Origin of the sequence: Shewanella marisflavi (assembly GCF_002215585.1) — a bacterium.
GTDB classification, from domain to species: domain Bacteria; phylum Pseudomonadota; class Gammaproteobacteria; order Enterobacterales; family Shewanellaceae; genus Shewanella; species Shewanella marisflavi.
In genome coordinates this window covers 3735699-3758580 of sequence record NZ_CP022272.1, presented here as the reverse complement: position 1 = coordinate 3758580, position 22882 = coordinate 3735699, and the positions used below count along the sequence as shown (strand labels likewise).

At 53.6% G+C, this 22882-nt stretch carries 21 protein-coding genes; 14 read left to right on the top strand and 7 right to left on the bottom strand.

Going from position 1 to position 22882, the window contains the following annotated elements; all coding sequences use genetic code 11:
- Positions 1-74 precede the first annotated feature (74 nt).
- Complete coding sequence (gene arfB, locus CFF01_RS16560) at positions 75-485, bottom strand: alternative ribosome rescue aminoacyl-tRNA hydrolase ArfB (protein ID WP_033539472.1); 411 nt, start codon at positions 483-485, stop codon at positions 75-77.
- A 120-nt stretch (positions 486-605) separates the two neighbouring features.
- Here arfB and CFF01_RS16555 point away from each other — a divergent pair, with 120 nt between their 5' ends.
- The 7 genes from CFF01_RS16555 to CFF01_RS16525 all read left to right on the top strand — a co-directional run bounded on the left by CFF01_RS16555 (position 606) and on the right by CFF01_RS16525 (position 8437).
- Complete coding sequence (locus CFF01_RS16555; protein ID WP_033539471.1) at positions 606-983, top strand: SpoIIAA family protein; 378 nt, start codon at positions 606-608, stop codon at positions 981-983.
- A 54-nt stretch (positions 984-1037) separates the two neighbouring features.
- Positions 1038-1220, top strand: coding sequence for a DUF3012 domain-containing protein (locus CFF01_RS16550; protein ID WP_033539470.1), 183 nt, complete (start codon positions 1038-1040; stop codon positions 1218-1220).
- A gap of 128 nt (positions 1221-1348) precedes the next feature.
- Positions 1349-1780 (top strand): hypothetical protein, encoded by a 432-nt coding sequence (locus tag CFF01_RS16545; RefSeq protein WP_088905523.1) that lies wholly within the window; start codon positions 1349-1351, stop codon positions 1778-1780.
- Between the two features lie 175 nt (positions 1781-1955).
- Positions 1956-2165, top strand: coding sequence for a hypothetical protein (locus CFF01_RS16540; protein WP_088905522.1), 210 nt, complete (start codon positions 1956-1958; stop codon positions 2163-2165).
- Positions 2166-2173: 8 nt separating this feature from the next.
- Positions 2174-3361, top strand: a complete 1188-nt coding sequence (locus tag CFF01_RS16535) for an efflux RND transporter periplasmic adaptor subunit (protein ID WP_088905521.1) — start codon at positions 2174-2176, stop codon at positions 3359-3361.
- Between the two features lie 12 nt (positions 3362-3373).
- The gene (locus tag CFF01_RS16530; RefSeq protein WP_088905520.1) at positions 3374-6574 is read left to right on the top strand and encodes an efflux RND transporter permease subunit; all 3201 of its coding nucleotides are present in this window, start codon (positions 3374-3376) and stop codon (positions 6572-6574) included.
- Positions 6575-7216: 642 nt separating this feature from the next.
- Positions 7217-8437 (top strand): hypothetical protein, encoded by a 1221-nt coding sequence (locus tag CFF01_RS16525; RefSeq protein ID WP_033539527.1) that lies wholly within the window; start codon positions 7217-7219, stop codon positions 8435-8437.
- Positions 8438-8522: 85 nt separating this feature from the next.
- Here CFF01_RS16525 and CFF01_RS16520 read toward each other — a convergent pair whose 3' ends face one another.
- From CFF01_RS16520 to CFF01_RS16505, 4 genes are all read right to left on the bottom strand, one after another.
- Complete coding sequence (locus CFF01_RS16520; protein ID WP_088905519.1) at positions 8523-10802, bottom strand: aminotransferase class V-fold PLP-dependent enzyme; 2280 nt, start codon at positions 10800-10802, stop codon at positions 8523-8525.
- A gap of 292 nt (positions 10803-11094) precedes the next feature.
- Entirely contained in the window at positions 11095-11556 is a 462-nt protein-coding gene (locus tag CFF01_RS16515; protein ID WP_033539464.1) for a YhcH/YjgK/YiaL family protein, read from the bottom strand.
- 121 nt (positions 11557-11677) lie between these two features.
- Positions 11678-12736: a DUF3080 family protein gene (locus tag CFF01_RS16510; protein ID WP_088905518.1), complete on the bottom strand. Its 1059-nt coding sequence runs from the start codon at positions 12734-12736 to the stop codon at positions 11678-11680.
- Between the two features lie 32 nt (positions 12737-12768).
- Positions 12769-13200, bottom strand: coding sequence for a hypothetical protein (locus tag CFF01_RS16505; protein ID WP_088905517.1), 432 nt, complete (start codon positions 13198-13200; stop codon positions 12769-12771).
- Between the two features lie 116 nt (positions 13201-13316).
- On the opposite strand from CFF01_RS16505, the gene CFF01_RS16500 reads away from it, so the two are divergent.
- The 3 genes from CFF01_RS16500 (at position 13317) to CFF01_RS16490 (ending at position 16317) form a co-directional block, all read left to right on the top strand.
- The gene (locus tag CFF01_RS16500; RefSeq protein WP_088905516.1) at positions 13317-14372 is read left to right on the top strand and encodes a patatin-like phospholipase domain-containing protein; all 1056 of its coding nucleotides are present in this window, start codon (positions 13317-13319) and stop codon (positions 14370-14372) included.
- Positions 14373-14593: 221 nt separating this feature from the next.
- A complete protein-coding gene (locus CFF01_RS16495; RefSeq protein ID WP_033539460.1) occupies positions 14594-15169 on the top strand; it encodes an LON peptidase substrate-binding domain-containing protein in 576 nt (191 codons plus the stop codon).
- A gap of 230 nt (positions 15170-15399) precedes the next feature.
- Entirely contained in the window at positions 15400-16317 is a 918-nt protein-coding gene (locus tag CFF01_RS16490; RefSeq protein WP_088905515.1) for a pseudouridine synthase, read from the top strand.
- Here CFF01_RS16490 and CFF01_RS16485 read toward each other — a convergent pair.
- Both CFF01_RS16485 and CFF01_RS16480 read right to left on the bottom strand, forming a co-directional pair.
- Entirely contained in the window at positions 16314-18194 is a 1881-nt protein-coding gene (locus CFF01_RS16485; protein ID WP_088905514.1) for an alkaline phosphatase D family protein, read from the bottom strand. The two genes, CFF01_RS16490 and CFF01_RS16485, sit on opposite strands and share 4 nt — an antisense overlap.
- The gene (locus CFF01_RS16480) at positions 18191-18784 is read right to left on the bottom strand and encodes an MliC family protein (RefSeq protein WP_088905983.1); all 594 of its coding nucleotides are present in this window, start codon (positions 18782-18784) and stop codon (positions 18191-18193) included. The genes CFF01_RS16485 and CFF01_RS16480 overlap by 4 nt, the downstream gene beginning before the upstream one ends.
- A gap of 296 nt (positions 18785-19080) precedes the next feature.
- Here CFF01_RS16480 and yegS point away from each other — a divergent pair, with 296 nt between their 5' ends.
- The 4 genes from yegS (at position 19081) to CFF01_RS16460 (ending at position 22716) form a co-directional block, all read left to right on the top strand.
- Complete coding sequence (yegS, locus tag CFF01_RS16475; RefSeq protein WP_088905513.1) at positions 19081-19998, top strand: lipid kinase YegS; 918 nt, start codon at positions 19081-19083, stop codon at positions 19996-19998.
- A gap of 5 nt (positions 19999-20003) precedes the next feature.
- A complete protein-coding gene (locus tag CFF01_RS16470) occupies positions 20004-20927 on the top strand; it encodes a dTDP-4-dehydrorhamnose reductase family protein (RefSeq protein ID WP_088905512.1) in 924 nt (307 codons plus the stop codon).
- A gap of 68 nt (positions 20928-20995) precedes the next feature.
- Complete coding sequence (locus CFF01_RS16465; protein WP_198387167.1) at positions 20996-22180, top strand: sensor histidine kinase; 1185 nt, start codon at positions 20996-20998, stop codon at positions 22178-22180.
- Positions 22180-22716, top strand: coding sequence for a response regulator transcription factor (locus tag CFF01_RS16460; RefSeq protein WP_033539454.1), 537 nt, complete (start codon positions 22180-22182; stop codon positions 22714-22716). Before CFF01_RS16465 ends, CFF01_RS16460 begins: the two co-directional genes overlap by 1 nt.
- Positions 22717-22882: the final 166 nt, after the last annotated feature.

Below are 22882 nucleotides of genomic sequence, written 5' to 3'. Positions count from 1 at the left end.
TTGACGTCCCGTTAGCAAAAATCACCTTGAGGCAAAGCGTTAGTCAAGATCATCTTGAGATAAAGAGGGAGAGATTAGAACTGCTTCTGTCTGAGGGCCTTAGTCGCGCCACGCTGCTTCTTGGTATCGACTCGCCTGCGCTGGCTGCCCTTGGTGGGTTTGGTGGCGATCCGTTTCTTGGCGGTGTGACCCACGCTGGCTACCAGGGTGATAAATTGCTCTAGCGCCGCCAGGCGATTGGCCTCCTGACTGCGACTGGCCTGACACTTGATGATGATCTTACCACTCTTGGTGATGCGATGGTCTGCCTTGGCCAGCAGTCTTTGCTGATAAACCTCCGGCAGGGAAGATTGACGGATATCGAAGATCAGCTGCGCTGCGGTGGAGACCTTGTTGATATGTTGGCCACCGGCGCCACTGGAGCGGATAAACTGCCATTCCAGTTCGTTATCGGCTAATTGGACGCGGTTAGAGATGGTTATCATGGCTATTTAAGATCGCTCGCTGGTCGGCATGTTCGGCTTATTTGATCTAGACCTGTATCATTAGCCCGTCAAAATGATGCAAAATGGTCGCCAAATTAGGCGCCTTCTCGGAGTGTGTGTATGTTATGTCAAATCGCCGATATCACCAATGGGGTGATCAGTTTATTTGCCAGCGGGCGATTGTCGACCCAGGACTATTGCCGCAAGATAGTCCCTATTATTGAGGAATATCAGCAGGCCTCCGGCAAGGTGTGTCTCTATATCGAGGCGGATGTCTTGCTAGAGGGCTGGGAAAGCCAGTCACTGTCGGGTGTCGGTGAGCTACAACTGCCTAGGTTTGATGCCTTAGTGCTGGTGGGCGGGCCCGATTGGTTTGGTAATGCGGTGCGCTTGATGGGACCCTTTATGCAAGGTGAGGTGGCGTGGTATGCTCTTGAGGATAAGCCCCAGGCCATCGAGTGGATCACCGCCAAGCTGAGTTGTCCACTCGAGCCCTAGTGTATGGCTAGGGACTCGTAATCTCATAATCTAAGACCCTTAAGGAAATACCCCATGTTGAAATCTTCACTCTCTTTGACGTCTGCCGCGCTAGCTCTGACACTTATGGCGTCGCTCTCTGGTTGTGCTCCCGAAGTCGGTAGCGAAAAGTGGTGTAAACAGATGGAAGATAAGCCTAAGGGTGACTGGAGCGCTAACGAAGCGGCCGATTACACTAAGCACTGCGTATTTAAGTAGTGCCTCGAGTGTGATCTGGCTAGCATGATGGGGCGAATGTCCTATCAAGGAGAGGGGAGGCAATGGAACTATTTGTCACCCCTTTAGTCTGATTATTAGACCTTTTTACGCTTTTCTTTGGAGTTTGCTTGAGTCTCTTCTTTCGTCAACTGGTTCACAAGTTAGCCTTGATGATGATCGCCGTGGTAACACTGCAATTTGCAGGGGCAAACCTGGGTGCGCATCAACTGCATCTTGGCAGCCATGAAGAGGAGAGCGAAACCCATCCCCATTTGCAGTTTACTGCCGAAGTGGTGAGCCTGCAGCAGTGTGTCGATTGCCAGTGTGGCTTCGATGAGCCAGAGCTTGAGACGCCACATCAACATCAGATCAGCAAGACTGAGACTCAGACCTTTGATCTCTGTCTAGACTGCCAATGTCATGGCGGCCATGTCACCTTAGTGTCTCAGCTAGCCTGGATGCCTTCTGTGCCTGTGAGCGATGAGCCCGCCAGTGCCAGATTGCATTATCTTCCTCCCGTCCCACAAGCGGCCTATCGCCCGCCAATTTCACTATCTTAAGCCGTTAAAAAATAATCTCTTCAGACCGAGTGTTTTATGACTTGGGCTGGTGGGTCACTGTTTTTATCGGGCGTTTTCATGCCACATATCACTACTTGTATTAGCGATACCCATAGGCCATTGGGTCCTTGGCTCGCCGTGACATGACGCCTGTTCCTTAAGATTAGGAATTGCAATGAGAAAAACCTTAATCACCACCACACTGCCTGGCGCCTTGTGGAGCATCCCCCTGCACGCCTCACCTGGCGAAATGGCTCCTGCACCACTGCCGCAGATCAACAAGATTGGCTTTCAATATTGGATGAATCAGAGCGTGTCGCTCAATGCGCCTTTGCAGCATCAGATAAACAAAGGGTCTTATAGCGTCTTAGGTTTAGGGCGGTAGGTGAAAATATGAAAAATCAATCAAGTAAAAGCACCTTGTTGCCCTTGCCATCTCTAGGGCGCGCCATGGCCTTTGGCGGTTTGATGACCATGACGGCACTTGGCGGTGTGGTACTCGGGGCCGAAGGCCATGATCATGCTGCTAAGCCTGTCAGCGCTCAGGCGTCACAGACACCAGGCGACGAGGAGGCTCACGGTGGTGAGCTGGTGCTGACTCAGGAGCAGCGTCTGTTGGCCGGTATTGAGGTGACGTCCGTCAGTACCCAAGGCTTTAGCCTGGCGGCTGTGGCCACCGCCACCTTAGTGGTCGACAGAGATCGCACCGTTACCCTGGCGCCCCAGCTGGATGTGCGCGTACTGGCGCGCCATGTGGTGCCGGGCCAAGAGGTCAAGAAGGGCCAGCCCCTGTTGACTCTGGGCGGCGCCGCGGTGGCCCAGGCCCAGGCGGATCATATCAATGCTGCCGCCGAATGGAGCCGGGTTAAACGCATGAGTCAGAGTGCGGTGAGTGCCAGTCACCGCCAACAGGCGCAGGTCGATGCCGAGCTTAAGCGCGCTATCTTGAGTGCCCTCAAGATGACACCTGAGCAGATCAAGGCGCTAGAGTCCGACCCAGAAAATATTGGCAGTTATCAGCTGTTGGCGCCTATCGATGGTCGTGTGCAGCAAGATGTTGCCATGCGGGGTCAGGTGTTCAGCGGCGGCACGGCCTTGATGCAGCTTACCGATGAGTCTCATCTCTGGGTAGAGGCTCAGGTGACACCGACCCAATCTCAGCAGATCAAGGTCGGCAGCAAGGCGCTGGTAAAGGTGGGGGATTTCACTCTGGAGGCCGAGGTGATCGGTCGCTCCCATGAGATTGACAGCACTACTCGTACCGAGCAGATCTTGGTGGCCTTCGCCAATCCCGGTCATGTGCTCCACGCCGGACAGTTTGCCGAGATCTATCTAGCTGATGATAGTCAGGGTGGGGTGATATTACCCGATGCGGCGCTGACCCGAGGCGGTGACGGTGACTGGCAGGTGTTTATCGAAGAGGGAGATGGTTTCGAGGCTGTCGAGGTCGAGGTGAGTGAGCGCCAACGTGGCATGAATCTGGTGGAAGGCTTACGCCCTGAGATGCGAGTGGTGGTTTCCGGTGCCTTTTTCTTAGCCTCAGAGCAGGCCAAGTCAGGTTTCGATATTCACAACCACTAAGAGGTCGTTCTTATGCTGCAGAAACTTATCGATGGCGCGATTCGCAATCGTCTTCTGGTGGTGCTGGCACTGCTGTGTGGTGTGATAGCCAGTGTTGTCATCTTACCTAAGCTCAATCTCGATGCCTTTCCCGATGTCACTAACGTGCAGGTGACGGTCAACACCGCCGCCGAGGGGCTGGCGGCCGAGGAGGTGGAAAAGCTGATCAGTTATCCGGTGGAATCGGCCATGTATGCCCTGCCATCTGTGACCGAGGTGCGCTCTTTGTCGCGTACGGGGCTCTCAATTGTGACCGTGGTGTTTGCCGAGGGCACTGATATCTACTTTGCCCGTCAGCAGGTGTTCGAGCAGTTGCAGGCGGCGAGGGAGATGATCCCCGATGGCGTCGGAGTGCCGGAAATTGGCCCTAACACCTCGGGACTCGGCCAGATCTATCAGTACATACTGCGGGCCACGCCCGAGTCGGGGATCGATGCCGCCGAGCTGAGAAGCCTTAATGACTATCTGGTAAAACTTATCCTGATGCCGGTGGGCGGCGTGACAGATGTGCTCTCCTTCGGCGGGGAGGTTCGCCAATATCAGGTGCAGATAGAGCCCAATAAACTGCGCAGCTATGGTTTGTCGATGGCCCAGGTGACCCAGGCGCTGGAGAGCAATAATCGTAACGCCGGTGGCTGGTTTATGGATCAGGGCCAGGAGCAGCTGGTGGTTCGTGGCTATGGCCTGTTACCCCCGGGTAAGGCAGGCCTGGTGGCGATCGCCCAGATCCCACTCGCCGAGGTGGGCGGAACCCCAGTACGGGTGGGGGATATCGCCAAGGTGGAGTTCGGCGCCGAGATACGGGTGGGCGCCGTTACCATGACCCGCCGCGACGATGCAGGAACGCCACAGGTGCTGGGCGAGGTGGTTGCCGGTGTGGTGCTTAAGCGTATGGGCGCCAACACTAAGGCGACCATAGACGATATCTCGGCGCGGACCGCCATGATAGAGCAGGCGCTGCCTAAAGGTGTCTCCTTCGAGGTATTTTACGACCAGGCCGATCTGGTCAATAAGGCGGTAGAGACGGTGCGCGACGCCCTCTTAATGGCCTTTGTGTTTATCGTGGTGATCCTGGCGCTGTTTCTGGTGAATCTTCGCGCAACGGCACTGGTGCTGCTCTCTATTCCTGTCTCTATCGGCTTGGCGCTGATGGTGATGGCCTACTTTGGCATGTCGGCCAACCTGATGTCCCTCGGTGGGCTGGCGGTGGCTATCGGTATGTTGGTGGATGGCTCGGTGGTGATGGTGGAGAATATCTTTAAGCACCTCACCCAGCCAGACAAGCGGCATTTAAATCAGGACAAAGCGCGAGCCCCTAGGGAACTTAGCAGTACCGCCTCAAGGGTGATGCTGGCCGCCAAGGAGGTGTGTAGCCCTATCTTCTTCGCCACTGCCATCATCATAGTGGTGTTTGCGCCGCTGTTTGCGCTGGAAGGGGTTGAGGGCAAGCTGTTTCAGCCTATGGCGGTGAGTATCATTCTGGCCATGGTGGCGGCGCTGTTTGTCGCCTTGATTGCCGTGCCTGCCCTGGCGGTATTCTTGTTTCAACCAGGCGCCTTTAAGCGCGGTGTTACCCTGAGGGAGAGCCCTGTCCTTAAACCGGTTGAGGCGGCTTATCGTAAGTTGCTTAGTGCCACCATGGGCAGGCCCAAGTCGGTGCTCTTGCTGGCAATAGGCTTGTTTGGTTTTAGCATGGCGCTGCTGCCCAGACTTGGCACAGAGTTTGTGCCTGAGCTTGAGGAGGGCACCATCAACTTGCGTGTCACCCTGGCGCCTACAGCTAGCCTAAGCACTTCATTAGACGTGGCGCCCAAGCTCGAAGCCATCTTGATGGGCTTTCCCGAGGTGGACTATGCCCTGAGCCGTATCGGCGCGCCAGAGCTGGGGGGCGATCCTGAGCCTGTCAGCAATATAGAGATCTATATCGGCCTAAAGCCGATCGATGAGTGGCAACACGCCGAGACCCGTCTCGAGTTGCAGCGCTTGATGGAAGAGAAGTTAAGCGTCTTCCCCGGCCTGCTGTTTACCTTCTCTCAGCCCATCGCTACCCGTGTCGATGAGTTGCTCTCAGGGGTAAAGGCGCAGCTGGCGATCAAGCTGTTTGGGCCTGATCTCGAAGTGCTTTCCAAGAAGGGGCAGGCACTTAGTGACTTGGTGTCTAGCATAGAGGGCGCGGTCGATGTCTCTTTGGAGCAGGTGTCTGGCGAGGCTCAGCTGGTGGTGCGCCCCAAGCGGGACCTGCTGGCCCGCTATGGTATTAGCGTCGATGAGGTGATGAGCCTGGTGAGTCAGGGGATCGGCGGCGTCAGTGCCGGGCAGGTGATCGACGGTAACGCCAGATACGACATCAATGTACGCCTGGCAAGCCAATATCGTAGTGCGCCCGATGCGCTGGAGGATCTGCTGCTGAGCGGCGTAAACGGTGCCACCGTGCGCCTGGGTGAGGTGGCCGATGTGGTGGTCGAGATGGCGCCGCCTAACATCCGCCGCGACGATGTGCAGCGCCGAGTGGTGGTGCAGGCCAACGTGTCGGGACGCGACATGGGCTCAGTGGTCAAGGATATCTACGCCATAGTGCCTCAGGCGGATCTGCCGCCGGGATACACGGTTGTGGTCGGCGGCCAGTATGAGAACCAGCAGCGGGCCCAGCAGAAGCTGATGCTGGTGGTGCCCATCTCGATCGCCCTGATCGCCCTGTTGCTTTACTTCTCCTTCGGTTCCATCAAGCAGGTGGGCCTGATCATGGCTAACGTGCCGCTGGCACTGATCGGCGGCGTGGTGGCCCTCTACGTCAGTGGCACTTATCTGTCAGTGCCTAGCTCTATCGGCTTTATCACTCTGTTTGGGGTGGCGGTACTCAACGGCGTGGTGTTGGTGGATTCCATTAACCAGAGGCGGGCCGCGGGAGAAGCCCTCTATATCAGCGTGTATGAAGGCACAGTGGGACGTCTTCGCCCCGTGCTGATGACGGCGCTGACCTCGGCGCTGGGCCTGATCTCTATCTTGCTATCGAGCGGTGTCGGCAGCGAGATCCAAAAGCCGCTGGCGGTGGTGATCATAGGCGGCCTGTTTAGCTCTACCGCCCTGACACTATTGATCTTGCCAACCCTGTATCGCTGGCTCTATGAGACTAAGGCCGTCCAGGGTAGCAAGGCGTTAGATGCCTTAGATTAGCCGATTTGATCCTGAATTTAGCGTTTCAAGGGGCCAGGGAGGGCCGGAGACAGCGATGTTTTCAGTTTGTCATCGTGGTTAAGTCTCTTTCGTGACATCCAGTGGGAGCAAAAGGTGCCTTGTCGTTTCGGTTCATCCCTAACCTGTGGGCTGAGCGATAAGATGCCCTTGCCCTGATTGCCACGCGCGGCAGGACGCCGCGCCTTTTTAAGGTTCACTTATCTGCTTTATCTTGTTTAGTGTTTCATATGATTATTTTGTTTGAGTCGTAACTATACGGCTCGATTACATGATCGCTTTATACGGGCTAAAGCATGTGTTCCCTGTTAATTATGAGTGGTTTGTGTTAAGTTTAAGCCTCTAATGCTTTGAGTAATCCGCTGTTTTTGACTACGGGTTGCCTATATGTTGCCACTAATAATAATTCTAATCATTTTCATAGTTTGAGTACTGATCATTACAGCAGGGTGTTAGTTAGCCTTGGAGTTTGTTCGGTGTGACGCCCTCATGGCGACTTCACTTATTCGGCATTGCTTGTATTTAGCTGTGTCCCTTTGGCTGAACTCTTGGCCAGTTTCTCTACTCAAGATGCAAATGGCAGCATGGAAGCAGAATAATAAGTTAAACCTGAGAGGATGAATGATGATTCGCTATACACTTGCAGCTAGCTGTATCGCAATGGCTTTGTGTGCCAATGCCAGTGCCACCACAGTGGACGAAGAGCTTAAGGCGCTAAAGGCGCGCATTGAGCAGTTGGAAGCCGAAAAGGAACAAGCCCCAGAAAAGGAGGAGATGGATAAGTCGATTAAGTTTGGCGGCGCAGCCCGTTTCCAATACTCCTATGAGGATTATTCCGATGCCAATACCGATCGCGGTGGTGACTTCGACTTTGATCTCTTTCGTATCGATGTCAACGGTAATCTGGATGACGTGATTTTTTCGGCCCAGTATCGTTGGTTCGAGTATATGAATGTGATTCATCATGCCTGGGTAGGTTATAACTTTGATGATGAGCAGCAGGGAAAGATAGGGGTGACTCAGGTGCCTTTCGGTATCTTAACCTACGCGTCTAATAACTATTTCTTTAGCTCTAATTTCTACTTAGGCCTGGAAGATGATTACGATCTGGGACTTAACTACACCTATAAGAGTGACAGCAATCGATTAGACTTAGCCTTCTATAAGAATGATGAGCAAGGTGGTCTGGACGGTTATGTATCGGATCGCACCCATAGATATGCTTACGATGTTGTCGGTGTTCGTCTGGCAGGCGAGGGGATTTATGATGCGCCAACCGATGGCTATGCCGCCGGCGAGAAGAACACTTTCAACGCTCGTTACAGCCACAACTTCATGTTTGATGGCGGGAGTTTTGAGCTAGGTGTCTCGGGTCAGGTAGGACAACTTGAAATTGAAAATGGTACAGATGGCGACCAGATGGCGGCAGCGCTGCATGGTGTACTCAACTATGATCGCTGGAACCTTAAGTTACAGCTGACCGATTACAAGTATGATGTTGATGGCATGGATGTGGAGCGTATGGTGGTGGCCGCCTATGCCTTTTATGACTCGATTCCTGCCGAGGCAACCAGTTATGTTGCCGACTTGGCCTATAGCCTGCCCGTTAAGTGGGGGCCTGTATCAAACTTGACCTTCTATAACGACTATTCGTTAATCACAGATAAACCCACAGGGCAGGAAGATACCTTCATGAATGTTACCGGGGTGGCGGTCACTGCGGGTGGTCTCTACACCTATTTCGATTTTGTTGTGGCTCAAAACCAGCCTTTCATTGGTGGCTCCATGGTGGGCGACGGCGGCACCAACAAGCGCTTTAACATCAACTTCGGCTACTATTTCTAGTCTACTTGGGTTTAAGCCAAATAAAAAACCGCATCTTTTAGGGATGCGGTTTTTTTCTGCCGGTCAGGCGAGGGCGGGCTTTAATTTAGTTGTCGCTTAACGCATAGCCGCCTTTAAGGTGGGCGATGTTGTTAAAGCCCAGGCGATGTAGGGCTTGGGCTGCCACCAGTGAGCGACTGCCGCTACGACAGACCAATACCCATTGAGCCTCTCTATCTAGCTGGTTTTCTTGAACAAACTGCACCAGACGTGTCATGGGGACGTTAATGGTTTTCTGCCCAAGGGTCCCCAGTTCATGTTGCAGGGCATATTCATGGGGTTCGCGAATATCGAGCAATTTAAGGTTGGGTGAGCTGCCTACTTGCTGGTTTAGCGTCTGGCTGTCGTACTCTTTCACCTTGGCTTTACTGCATCCGCCGGTATAGGCACCGCAGATGATCTCGCTGCCAGCCTCATCTTTGAGATGTGTGTCGAGCCTCGCCTTTTGCTGCTCAAACTGCGCCATGGTGATGGTGCCGTTGATCACCTCATTCAGGAGCGGGTTAACCCTAAATTCGGCGGCGAAGCTGGTGGTGAACTCGTTGTTATAGTCGTGGCTTGGGCACATTAGTGTGTTATCACCTACCAGGCTGTGCAGTAGCTTGAGGCTGTTGTACATCTGTTTGGCGCAGCTGCTGTCGAAGTTGGTGCGCCCCAAACTGCCCATTAAGACCAGATCGCCACAGAAGGCGTAGAGCACTTCGCCTTCGGCTGAACATAGCAGCAGGCTGATACTGTCTTTGGTATGACCTGGGGTTGCCACTTTTACCAGAGAGAGCTGGCCCAGCGATAGTGACTGAGCTGGTCTGGCACCGATCTCAGTGATCTGATGCGTCGCTGGCCAGCCAAGATGATCACTTGTCTGTTCAGGCAGATAGCGGGCCGCCAACTCCACACGTCCCGAGACGTGATCGGCATGGCCGTGAGTGTCGATAAAGGCGATAGGCGACAACTGCTGGCATTGCAGCAGGGTATCGATACGCTGACCGAGCTCAGGCAGGGGATCGATCACCACGGCCTGTTTGCTCTGTTGATCGGCGTAGATCCAGCTACAGCTGGAGCCAGATTTTAGCTGCACTAAGCCGTTAAGTGGTTTTTTATCTGTAGAGACATCATCCGTGCTCAGGGTCAGGCAGCTATTGCCTAATGCGTTAGCGGCCGATTGAATGCGCTCACAGGCCTGATCCACCTCAAGCTGTGTCATGGCCGGACCGAAGGAGAGACGAATGGCGGATTCACTCTGCCAGGCGGGCAGGCCCATGGCATCAAGCACGAAGCTGCGAGTCACTTTTGAGCTGCATGCCGATCCTGAGCTGACGCGGATATTGGCGGCGTCGAACAGATCCATGATCTCCTTGCTGCTAAAACCTGGCACGGCGAAGTTCAAGGTGGTGGGCACACTGTTATCGAAGCTGTGGTTGAACACCAGTGTAGGGAAGGCATTTAACAGCGCCTGAGCCAGTTGCTGACGGTAATGCTCCAGACGTTCCCCGCTATGGAAGGGAGTGTCTTGTTCGGCGAGTAACATGGCAAACACTTGGTTGAGCGCCGCCATACCCGGCAAGTTTTCCGTGCCTGAGCGCAGGCCACCCTCTTGACCGCCACCGGCGATAAAAGGGGTAAAGGGGGCGCCGTCACGAATATAAACGAAGCCTATGCCCTTAGGCGCATAGAGTTTATGGCCGCTAAAGGGCGCGTAATCTATGCTGGTTTGCGCCAGTGCCAGAGGACGTTTGCCCAAAGCCTGAACGCAGTCCACCATCCAAAACACTTCAGGGTTATGCTGACGTATGCAGCTATCGAGTGCGTTAAGGTCCTGATATACCCCGGTTTCGTTATTGACCGCCATGGTGCAGATCATCAAGGCATTGGGCACCTCTTTGGCGATGAAGTCGAGATCCAGCGCGCCTTTGTCATCGACGGGAATCGCCTTGACCTCGGCGCCGATCTCCAGCAGTTGGTTCCAGTGAGCCAGAGAGTTGGGCACTGCCTTATGTTCGGTCGCACCGTATAACAAGCTGTATTGCTTGTTGGGATCCAGGCTGGCCTTAGCCTTGATGAGGGCGGAGAGAATGGCAGTCTGTATGCCTTCGGTGGCGCCACTGGTAAAGATGATCTTGCCTTGGCCACTGCCAAGAATCTGTTTGGCGCGCAGGCGCGTCTGCTCCATCAGGCTTTTGGCTTTAAGGCCTGTGATATGGCTGCTGGACGGGTTGCCAAACAGCTCTTCCATAGCACCCAGGGCTGCTTTAGCGGCTTGGGGCAATACCGGAGTGGTCGCGTTGGCGTCGAGGTAGATCTGACTCAGTGCAGGGCTGGGGTGCATGGGGTACTCGCTTTTGCTGTTTTTATTATTAGAAAAAATTCCCATATAACAAAAGGCTATATGTAATTCGATGCGGCTATATTAGCAGTTTGTGAGTATTGATCAAGATCATGTTTTTGTTCTTAGACACCCTTGGCGTGAGTGCCGTTTATCGATAAGGCAGGTAAAGAGGGCTGGCGAGCGAATACAGGAGGTAGCGGGTCAAAGAGTGGAGCTTGGTTACATTTTGTATCGGGAGACTGGCTGTGGGGGAGTGCTGACGCCCGCAATCACAGCGGGCGTTAGCAAGGGGCTATATTCTTACCTTGATCACTACCTTTCTCACCTTTTGCGGTGTCGCCGAGGTGCCTGGCATGTGCATATCCTGAGGGAAAAACAGCGCAAACATCCCTGCCTTCAAGGGGATAAAGGCGGCAGCCTCCTTGTTGGACTCATAGTCGTATTCGGCGTAGTCGTGTTTGTCATAGTAAGGTTTCGATGGGGTCTGATCCGCTAGCGGCAGATAGCCAAATTCCTCTTCACCACTGACCACATACTGCACGTCGATATATTTGCGGTGCACCTCGAAAGGCTCGACCTCTCTGGGCTTAGTTTCATAGTCGTTGACGATAACAAAAATATCTTTGCCATCCAGCTCATAGTTGCCAACGGGCAGCTGAGTGAAATCTGTCTCTTTTAGGTGTTGCAAGGCTGTGGCAATACGTGGCCCTAGGTGGGTGTAGTGTGCCAGGTTGTCTAAGGTATCCAGGATCATGATCTGCGGTCGCCTAGGTTGAAGCAAGCTCTGGTGTGATAGCAGCTTTGGTTTGAGAGAGGGATAGTGTAGCAGTCTTTTCGAGCGGCAAGGTAGCCTCTGTGGCTGGATAAGTTCAGCCCTAGCGGTTTGGCTGGGGAATATTACAGCTCTCTCTGAATGCTTGCCACCATTTGACGTGCCTGCGCATCTGCGCCTTAAGCTTTGCAGGCAGAGCGTCTTGCTGTTCGCCGAAATGCAGTTCGATAAAGCCCTGATAACTGCTGCCTTCAAAGAGCGCCAGCAGCGGCTCGTTCAGACGATAGTGCAGCTGGTTAAGTTGTGACAGATAGGCCTGGATCTGAGCAAGATAGAATTTGTGAAACACATTTTGCAGTATCTCTTGCTTGTGGTTGGCATGGCCTGGCCGACAGGTGATCGAGGCGGCATGTTCTGTTAAATAATCATTGAGGGCAACTAGCTGGGCTTGGCTGTAGCTTAGGGAGCGCAGATACTTGGGCAGCAGAGATTGGTGGGCTAGTAACGCCAGGGTAGGTTCAATCTGCTTGGTGTCTATCTGCTGCCACGCTTGCTGTGCTATCGCGCGCTTAATATCAAGCATTTGGCCCAACGCCGATTCGAGCTCGAAACGCCCTGCTCGCGTCTTGTCGAGCACCAAGGAGTCGTAGCCGATGAACAGGCTCTGGGTGATGCTCCTGTCTCTGGTCAGGACCCGGTTGAAGTCTTCCATCGCTCCATCTTGTTTCTGCTTGAGAGCCTGTGTCAGCTCACGCCTTAGCGGACCGGCCTCTAAGGTGTCGATGCAGGCGGGTGCCAGTTGAATAAAGCGTATTTGGTAGATGAATTGCTGACTCGGCGGGGCGACCTTGCCGAGCGTACTGTTGTGGTCGGCTATCAAGGTGCCAAGCTGACAATGACTCAGAGAGAGGGTTTCTAAGATAGAGATGGTCTGCGATGGGCGGGTAACTGGTTTAGGTCTGCTTATCTGCTGAGGAACAAAGTCAGCCGCCGTGTAGGGGCGTTCAATCACATTAGAGAGACGTTGGCCGTAATCTTGCCAAAGATAATCGACATCCTTGGCCCGCTGGCATCCCAGAAGTAAAAATGAAAATCCCACGGCGATGCAGGCTTTGATTATCGAGTCGGTTATACAGGTTGCGGCGGCGTTGGTCTGCTGCATACTGCCCCTTATGCTAGTGCCTGCGGCTTAGGCTAGGTTTGGCTTAGAGTGATATCCTTATTGAGCCGGATACCGTGAGCACTAAACGCCTGTTTTAGCTCAGCCAGGCGCTTGGCACTGAGAGACAGATTAACCTTGAGCGTCTTTGCCTGGGTGGTTATCTCGATCCCTGTGGGTGCAACACGGCAAGCAATGATATCTGTATAGGTTATGTAGGGATCATTGCCAAGGGCACCTTGATCGTCGAGGGGAATATTGAGGAAACGAACGGCGTGTTGGGTGAAAATAATCTGCTGTTTTAGCAACGCGCTTGACCAGGCAAGCAGAGCCAGGCTGTAGCCGATAAACACTATCTCCTCTTGTGAGGGCAAGAGTAAAGATTTGACCAATATCAGGCAGACCGTCAGCGTCATGATGACGTAGGCGAGTGTTTGATAGGGCCTGATTGTTAAGATTTCTTCCATTTTTTCCTCTGTAACCTCCTGTTACGAGCCTATTTTAATCGCCCTGACAAGTTTAGTGCAATTCTTATAGAATGGCCGAGAGCATATGCACAGATAAAATCAGGGAGCCGAGTTAGGTGCTTAAGTTACGTTTTCTTGCCGGGCCAAAGGCCTATCGTCAGATCGCCGAGCAGGGGTTGAAGCCCGAGCTCTTTACTCAGGTGCTGGCGGCATCGGGAGGTCCAAAATGGCTGGGGATTGCTGCGCTGGATAAATACCTGTTCGGTACTTTTTTTAAGGCGAGAGAGACGCCGCTTTATACTCTGGGGGCCTCCTCTGGCGCCTGGCGTTTGGCCTGCTTGGCGCAGCAAGAGCCACTGGCGGCCTATGAAAGGCTGGAGCGAGAATATATCGGCCAGCGTTATGACACTAAGCCCACGGCGCAAGAGGTGTCGGCTAAGGTTGCTGGCATAGTCTCTGGTATCTTGGGCGAGCAGCAGGGAGCCGATATTGTGGCCAATCCTGTGATTAAGAGTCATTTTATCGCCTGTCGGGGCCGTCATCTTAATCGGCTTTCCCATCCAGCGGCCTTGGGCGCTGGGCTTGCCACTACGGCCATGAGTAACCTGCTCAGTCGGCGTACTCTGGGGTGGCATTTTGAGCGTTATCTGTTTGGTTGCAGCGATGCTATGTCGCCCTATCGTGAGCTTAAGGACCTGCCGGGTCGCCACCTCGCTTTGACCTGTGACAATATTGGTCAGGTTTTACTCGCTACAGGTTCTATTCCCTGGGTGCTGGCGCCAGTGACCCAGATTGATGGGGCGCCTGCAGGCCATTATTACGATGGCGGTATCACAGATTATCACTTCGATCTGCCGCTGGCTCATGCGCCAGGATTAACCCTATATCCCCACTTCTACAGCAAGATATTGCCCGGCTGGTTCGATAAGTCACTGCCCTGGCGCCGAGCCAAGCGTAACTATGATAATGCGCTAATTCTGGCCCCTAGTGAGGACTATGTGAGCCAACTCCCCTATGGCAAGTTACCCGACAGAAATGACTTTAGTCGCCTTAGTAGCGAAGAGCGCATTCGCTACTGGCAACAGGCGGTGCAGATGAGTCAGGTGTTGGCGGATGATTTGGATAAGGTATTAAAAAGCGGTGATATTATGCGTTATCTTACCGCTTTCTAACGGGCGGAACTAAGACAACGTGAAACAAACAGGCCGCTTGGTGGGTCTAATTAGCGAAGGACCGGGTATTTTGATTGGCATGGCATCGCCGATCCAATAATGGCGTTTCAAGCAGTAATTTTGACAACTGCTACACTTTATCATTATTGCTCCTTGGTTAAATTTCCATCGCACTGATTAGGTATTCACGGCGATCACCGACCAAGGGGGAGGAGGTTGCTATGTTGACTCAAGAGATGGCGTTGATCACCCGCGATGAACTGCTGTTGCCCGATGGCAGAATAGAGATCCGAGTGGCTGGCCCTAGCAACTTGACTCTGATTGCCGAAGTGCTCAAAGGTCACTTCCAGTTGGCGTTTGCCATGGCCCGTCCTCAAGCGACTCCCCCCTGTTATCCACTGGCGACACAGTGCGAGATCATAGATTTCCATCAGCTCGAAGATGACTGCCTTGGCCTAGTGTTGGAAGGCAAACAGAGAGTTAAAATCTTATCTGCGGCGAAACGCCGTGATGGCAACTGGATCGCCAGAACCTTAAGCTGTAGCAATTGGCGTGAAGAGCCTATCAAAGGGGAGTTTGAGCTGATCAGTGCCGCTCTGGAGCAGTTCTATCTGGTTAATCCTTCTCTGCAGCAGCTGTATGGCGATCTTCACCTTGATGATGCGACTTGGGTGAGTCAGCGATGGCTTGAGGTCTTGCCTCTCTATAATCGCGACAAGCAGGTGCTGGTCAATCAGCCCGATTGCCATAAGACGATGGATTTTGTTTTGGAGCTGATAAAGTCCCATGCGGGATAATCATGCCAATGTTAGTCAATAACAGGTCATTCTAGCTTGTTAGAAAGCTCGATAACGGCGTTACTTTTTTGCTTGTAGAGTAACGGCTTATCGAAAATCCTGTCTAGTGTTCAAAGGTCTTTCCTGCGCTATATTTGAACACTCACTTACTGTGATTGGTATAATTTGCTCTCATCTTGGGAGTAATTTTTGCTACCATATCGACCTGTGTGTAATTAGGCCTTTTTGTCATGGTTCGAGCGGCTCAAGCCTCCTTTATCGCATTACCCCAAACAAGTCAGCCACCGGCAACGGTTTTCGACTATTTTTGCCAACGTTTTGACAATATCCCTGCTTCCGTGTGGCGTGAACGATTCACCCAAGGCAAGGTGCATTGGCAAGATGGCGAGTTACTGGATCTCACCACTCCCTATCGGCCCCAGCAAAAGGTCTACTACTATCGCGAAGTGGCTAACGAAGCCCCGCTCCCCTTTGAGGAGTCCATTCTCTATGAGGATGAGCAGATAGTACTGGTCAACAAGCCGCATTTTATGGCACTGCACCCTAGCGGCAGCGTGATCAATCAATGCCTTGTCAACCGGGTGAGAGCAAGAACCGGCTGTGATCAATTGGTTGCCGCGCATCGCCTGGATCGCGCTACCGCAGGTATCGTCTTACTGGTAAAACAGAGCGCCCATCGCGATGCCTATCATGGGTTATTTCGTTACGGTCAAATAACCAAACGATATCAGGCCTTGGCGAAGTTAACCCCGGAGCTGTTGGCGGATTATCGCGCCGGAAAACTTACTCTGCCCAAGCGCTGGACGGTAAAGAATCGCATCGACAAGGGCACACCGAGCTTGATCATGTGCGTGGTCGATGGCGAGCCCAACAGTCATTCGGAGATCGCCCTTATCGGCGTCGAAGGGGAGATAGGGCGTTTCGAGCTGATGCCTATCTCAGGCAAGACGCATCAACTAAGACTGCATATGAACAGTCTGGGGATGCCAATTCTCAACGACAATTTTTACCCTAAGTTACAGCCAAAGGGGACAGAGGATATCACCCGGCCGATGAAACTCCTGGCGCAGCAGCTCACCTTTAAGGACCCGATCAGTGGACGCCTTATCGACATCACACTGCCTGAACTGAGCCTGGATGAAGGTTAGCTGTCACGAGACTGACGTGGTGGCAGGAATTCTGTGGTGCTCATGTCGCCGTGAAGCACGCTAATTTTTGCCGGTGCCCCATCTTTGCCGAAACTTACCAGGCCAATCCCGCTGGCGTTGATAAGACGCTGACTGCGCAGCCCATTGGGGCGGCGGCCGCGAATCGACATGCGTTTGCGCTTGGTGAACCAGTTGAGCGGCGAAAAATGACCATAGAGCCAGCCGTTAAACTTATCGAAAACCGGCAATAGCTTTTCCGGAAAGTGGTTTTTGATGCCGCTGCAGGTGATCTGATAGATCTTAGGGCTATGGGTTCGAAAGCGGATGCCGATGTCATAGGCAAAGGAGTAGTGCACATCGCCGGAGAGGATCACAAACTGCTGCGGTGTCTTGCGATGCAGGAAGATGCTCAGCAAGGTATTGGCTGTTCCCGGATGGGCCATCCAGTTCTCGGCATCCACCAAGAGCGAGGCGCCGATAAAGGTGGCACTGCGCTGCACTGCCTCAATTAACTTAACCCCGAACATAGGCGCGGCCGAGACGATAATCACCTTCTCCTGGCCGACCAGCTGTTGCTGAAATTCCATCAGGGCCTCCCAATCCATCAGCCCCGATGGTTTGGCCAGGTTCGATTCGCTGCGCCATCTCTGGGTTCGGGTATCGAGCACGACCAGTTTGGGTGACGTATTGAGGCTGTAATGCCACCCTTCAAAACTCAGCAGGCTCTCAATAAGGGCGTCGTGTTGCGCCTCCTGACGAGACTCGAGGAACTCTTTTAGTTGAGGCAATATCTCAGGGGTAAATTTGGCCTTCTGATTTCCCAGCCCCTGAAATAGCAGATAGCCTATCAGGGCATTGCCTATGATGCGTTTGGAGAAGGGGTGGCCATAGGCCGCTTGCTCCCATTTAGCCGTGAGGTTCCAGTCGTCTGTGATGTCATGATCGTCGAAGATCATATAGGTCGGCAGATGAGCCATCAGGCGCCTGACCTTGGTCAGTCCCGCCTTAAACTCCAGCAGGTGTCCCCATTCTTTCTGCCACCTCTGTTGATTAGCGGGGGACAGACCCGTGACCTCTTTGGGAATGTCTATTAACTGCCACAGTTCGGGTGACCAGGAGAGTAGGTAGAGCGCGACGATTTCGCCCAGGCTCACAAGATGGTTTTCGGCGATCGATGAGGTGAAGATGGGGTGATTAATATACCAACGCACCAGTGCGCTTCCGGCTGGATATTCGGTGCGCGGCAGTAGCTTCTTGTGCCTCTGGTACATCGCCGCCGGATGATAGCTGATCTGCTTGCTATGGGTCAGTGGCGCTTCTTGAAACGCCTCTTCATGAAGGCCTAATACTTCTATCGTCTTACCTATGGCATAAAGCATGGGGCCGGCCACATCGTCCACGTAGATCTGATCGCCGCTAAGCATCATCAGTGCTGGGCGCTCGGCGACGTCAGGGACGTTTTCAATCAGGGTATCGGCGGCGACCATGGCATCACTACTGTGGTGATGAGGGTTACGACAGGAACCGTGCAGTAAGCTGTCTATCTCGGGCTTTACCACGAAATCTGGGCTGTCGCTGGCGCCATAGGTGAGTTGCTCTACCTGAGAGAAGAGCTGGCCGTAGCGACTGTCACTAAGTCCATAAGGGATGCGTGTCCCCACAGGGTTAAGCCCTGGCTGGCTTAGCGAGATCAGGTATAAAAAGGCCTTCTTGCCCAACTCAAGGCATTCTACGGCATCACCCTTAAGTAAATGCTGAGTATCGCCCAAAGTGAGGGTGAGCTGGGAAAGCGGCTCGCTGGTCACCAGGGAGAGGGTAAAATGGTCGGCGTCGCAATGACGTAGCAGAGGACCCGTTAGTAATAGAGGTAGCGTCATAATGATTGAGTGCGCTTACAGTTCATTGGCTTGGCATCGTAGCCCCAGGTGATGCGCGCCTCACCCTGGTGTTCCCACAGGGATTCGTTGCGCCCCACGTAGCGGCTACCACTACCGCTGGGTTGGTGATACATAAGTGAGACGCTGTCGCCAAACTCGGCGATGAGGGTGCCAGGCTCGGTGGCGAAATAGCTGACCACTACCTCTTTAGCGGCGATGCCGTCGCATTGGTAGTACACCTCGGCGCTAGGGCCAATGAGACGGTATCTGGCTTGCAGTTCTGCGATCCGCATCTGATAGCTGTTATGAACGCATTGGCGCTTATCGTCACGCTTCCAACACTCGTCGCGTCCCTTGAGCCAGCCGCGCTGCTCCGCCTTCAATAGCGGCGGATGTTCATTGACCGCCTTGGCACTGGCCGCCTGAAAGACTTGGGCGAGCTGAGTGTCCAGCGTTGCCAGCTCGCTGTCTTGGCAGACTAAGCGGGCCATACTGGAGAGCTGGTCGTTGTCGCAGCGAAAACTGGGTTGATTGTCGGCGCCCTTAATCACCCCATTAATCAGCTTAGTGTCGGGCCCATTAATCACCATAGTGTCGGCCTTAGCGACGTGGTCGTTTTCCAGCTGCCCGGAGGCCTGAGTTGGCGAGTTGCTGCAGGCCGACAGCAGGATGCCAGTTGCGACAGCTAACGAAATGGTTTTCATGACTAAGCTCCTAGCCTTGGCCTGATATCCTTGATAACAACAGAGAATATCCTGTTGCGGCGGACGCGGCAAATATCCAGGATTAAAACAGTTTCATTCTCGCTGGCATGCCTGCGTTTGGTTTAGCCTCTGCCTCCTTACTGCTATGATTAGGTAACAGAGGGTTGGGAAGGAGAGTGACAGTGACGCTACGTATCATACTCAATGGCAAGAAAGCCGGCATTGAGGAGGTCAGAGAAGCGATCGCCCGTGTCAGAGAAGATCATGACATCCAGGTGCGTGTGACCTTTGAGGCCGGTGACGTGGCGCGTTTGGTTGATGAGGCGATAGCCGAAGGTTGTAGCCGGATTGTGGCCGCCGGTGGCGACGGTACGCTCAACGAGTTGGTAGATGCCTTGATGGGGCATCCTAAAGAGAAACGTTGCGAGGCGGCGATTTTACCGCTTGGGACGGCAAACGACTTTGCCGCAGCGGCTGAAGTTCCCGAGGATTATGAGGCAGCATTAAGGTTGGCGGCTGAGGGCGAGGCCTATGGGGTCGATGTGATTCGTGCCAACGACAGGCATGTGATCAACATTGCCAGCGGCGGCTTTGGTGCCCAAGTCACTTCAAATACTCCTGTGGCACTAAAACACTTTCTCGGCGGCGGCGCTTATACCTTATCTGGCTTAGTGCAGGCGTTGAACTTTAAGCCCTATGATGGTGAGTTTGTTATTCATGGGGAGTCCAGTCAGCAGCAATTGCTGGTGGGCGCCGTCTGTAATGGTCGTCAGGCCGGTGGTGGCCAGGTGCTGGCGCCCGAAGCCTATATTAACGATGGTTTGATGGATCTGGTGGCCCTGCAGGACTTTCCTATCGAGGCGCTGGCCCAGGTCATTGCCGAGTTACAAAACCCGGAATCGGACAACGAGTATGTCAAATATCACCGACAGCCCAGCGCCAGTTGGCGATCCAATCCGCCGATGCCGATTAATTTAGATGGTGAGCCCATCACAGAGACCCAGGTAGATTTTGAGATACAAGCCGCTGCCATCAGCCTGGTCTTGCCTGCCGATTGCCCTATGTTGAAACCTGGTACCCAACCCATAACAAACGAGTAGTATTGATGTTGAAGATAATGATCACCGGCGCCACAGGTCTATTAGGGCGAGCCTTGATTGAGCGATTTTCCAGTGAGGCGGTAACCATACTGGCTTGTGGGTACTCGCGGGCGACTCCAGATATGCACAGATTGGATTTGACCGATAAGTCGGCTGTGGAGCTGTTTATTGCGAACCATAAACCCGATGTGATCCTCCACTGCGCCGCCGAGCGGCGACCCGATGTGTCTGAGCGCGACCCGCAGGCGGCGCTGGCGCTTAATCAGGCTGCCAGTGAGCACTTGGCGCAGGCGGCTAAGGCCCATGATGCCTGGCTTTGTTATATCTCTACCGATTATGTGTTTGACGGCACAGCGCCTGATTATGGTGAGGAGGATGAGACGCATCCGCTCAATTTCTACGGTGAGTCCAAACGTCAGGGGGAGCTGGCCGTCTTAGGCGTGTCACCTGGCTTTGCCGTTTTGCGCTTGCCTATTCTCTATGGTCAGGTGGAGTCGTTAGCTGAGTCCGCCGTCTTGGTGATGTTAACTCAGTTGGTGAGTCAGGAGGCTAGCGCGCAGGATAACTGGGCGACCCGCAGCCCCACCTCCACCTTAGATATCGCCAATGCCCTGGTTGCCATGATGACACGTCAGCAGACTCAGGGGGATGTTAGCGGTATCTATCACTTTACCGGCGCCGAGAGAATGACCAAGTATCAGATGCTGGTCAAGATGGCCAAGATCTTGGGACTGAGCCATCAGCATATCGCGCCGCTTGCAACTCCTAATGATAGTGCCAAGCGACCCAAGGATTGCAGCCTGAGTATGGCACGGCTCAAATCTTTGGCGATAAAGAGTGAAATCGAATTCGAACAGGGCGTAAAATATAGCCTGTCCCGCTCCGGTCCAGCCCTTGCCAAGATCGGATTATCCTTTGATTTAAATTAGGAAATAATGTGCCGATTCTGAGTTATGGTCGTTACCGAGCCGCCGACCAGCTAGCCCTGCTGCGCATCATGGCCCTGATGCTGAAACTCTGTTTGACCTTTGTATTTGCCGATACCTTTGGTCTGTCTCTGCATAGTCCGGCACTGAATCTGACATTGATCCTTGAGGCCTGCTATTTAGGTTTCACCTTTTGGCTGCGAAAGCCTCTGCTCAGCAGTGAAGCTGGGCTCTTTATCGCCCTGGTGCTCGATACGCTGCTGTGGATCTCCTGGCTCTATTTCTCCGGCGGTGCCACCAATGCTTTCATCTCTTTGTTGTTACTGCCCATCGCCATCGCCGCCGTGCTGCTGCCATTTTGGGCGCCTTGGTCTTTGGCGCTGCTCTCGAATCTAGCCTATAGCCTGATGTTGTTTGCCACGCCTGATAGCAGTATGAGCCACCACGGCATGGATATGCAGTCTCACTATCTGGGAATGTGGGTTAACTTCATTATCTCTTCGTTGGTGTTGACCACCAGTGTGGCCCTCTTAGCTAAGCGGATGCGGCGCCAGGATGCCCAGCTGGCCTTCATGCGTGAAGCGCAGCTGCGTCAGGAGAAGCTGATCGCCCTAGGCACCGCCTCGGCGCAGATGGCTCATCGACTGGCGACGCCTCTGGGAAGCCTCAGGTTGCTGGTGGAAGAGTTGCAAGAGGAGGCAACAAATGATGGGCCTGCACTGCAGGAGATGAAGTCGGCACTATCGGTTTGCGAGGCCACTTTGATGGCGCTGCGAAACGCCACAGAATCGATACGTGACGGTGCCGTGCGCACCGAATCGGTTGAGCAGTTGGTCAGCGGCCTGCGTGATCAGGTCAACTTGTTAATGCCTGCGGTGAAGCTTGAATTGCAGGCTGATAAAGCGGTTGCCAAATTGGCGCTGACCGTCGATGCCAGCCTGCAACCTGCCTTACTGGCGCTGATTGAAAATGGCGCCAGAGCCAGTCTGGAGAAGATAGATGAGATGCGGGTAACCCTCTCGGTGCTGCGTCAGGAGGATGAGCTGGTATTGAGTGTGCGAGACTTCGGTGCGGGAATACCGGCGCCGCTACAGCAGCAGCTCGGGCATCAGATTGTCGAGCAGCCAAAGGGAATGGGGGTCGCCTTGTTACTCAGTCATGCCAGCTTGGAGCGACTGGGGGGACGCTTGATCCTCGGCAGCCATGTGGATGGTGGCGCCGTGGCGCAGGTTTATCTGCCAATAGTGGAGGCCTAATGAAGCGCTTGTTGATCATTGACGATGAGGTGAGTTTTGCGGGGATATTGGCACGGCGCATGGCAAAACATGGTTATGAGTGTGAACAGGCCCATGATGCTACACAGGCGCTACTTAAGGCGCGGCAGTTTAAGCCCAGTCATATACTGCTGGACATGAAGCTGGCCGATGATAATGGTCTGGCATTGATCGCTCCCCTAAGAGGCGCCGCTCCTCAGGCGGTACTGGTGCTGCTGACCGGTTACGCCAGCATAGCCACAGCGGTGGAAGCGATGCGTCTGGGCGCAGATAACTACCTGACTAAACCCGCCGATACCGCGACTCTGCTCAGGGTGTTGGATGATGAGGCGCCCAAGGTGATCGAACCAGAGGTCGATGAGGTGCCCCTGAGTCCTAAACGGGTCGAGTGGGAGCATTTGCAGCAGGTGCTAAATGCCAACAAGGGTAATGTTTCGGCGACGGCGCGCCAGTTGGGGATGCACAGGCGTACCTTGCAGCGTAAATTGCTGAAAAAACCGCAGGATATGAGTTATTAAACCGGTTTACACCATTGCCTTAGGGGCATTTGAATTGATTATTTAATAACGGCGCTATCTGTTATATCTATGATTTGGGTTTGAATTGGGCTAAGTTGACCTCTATGCTCTAAAGCATAGCTAGTTCACAGGTAGGTGTGTTTGACCTCAGGTCAAAACGCCAGGA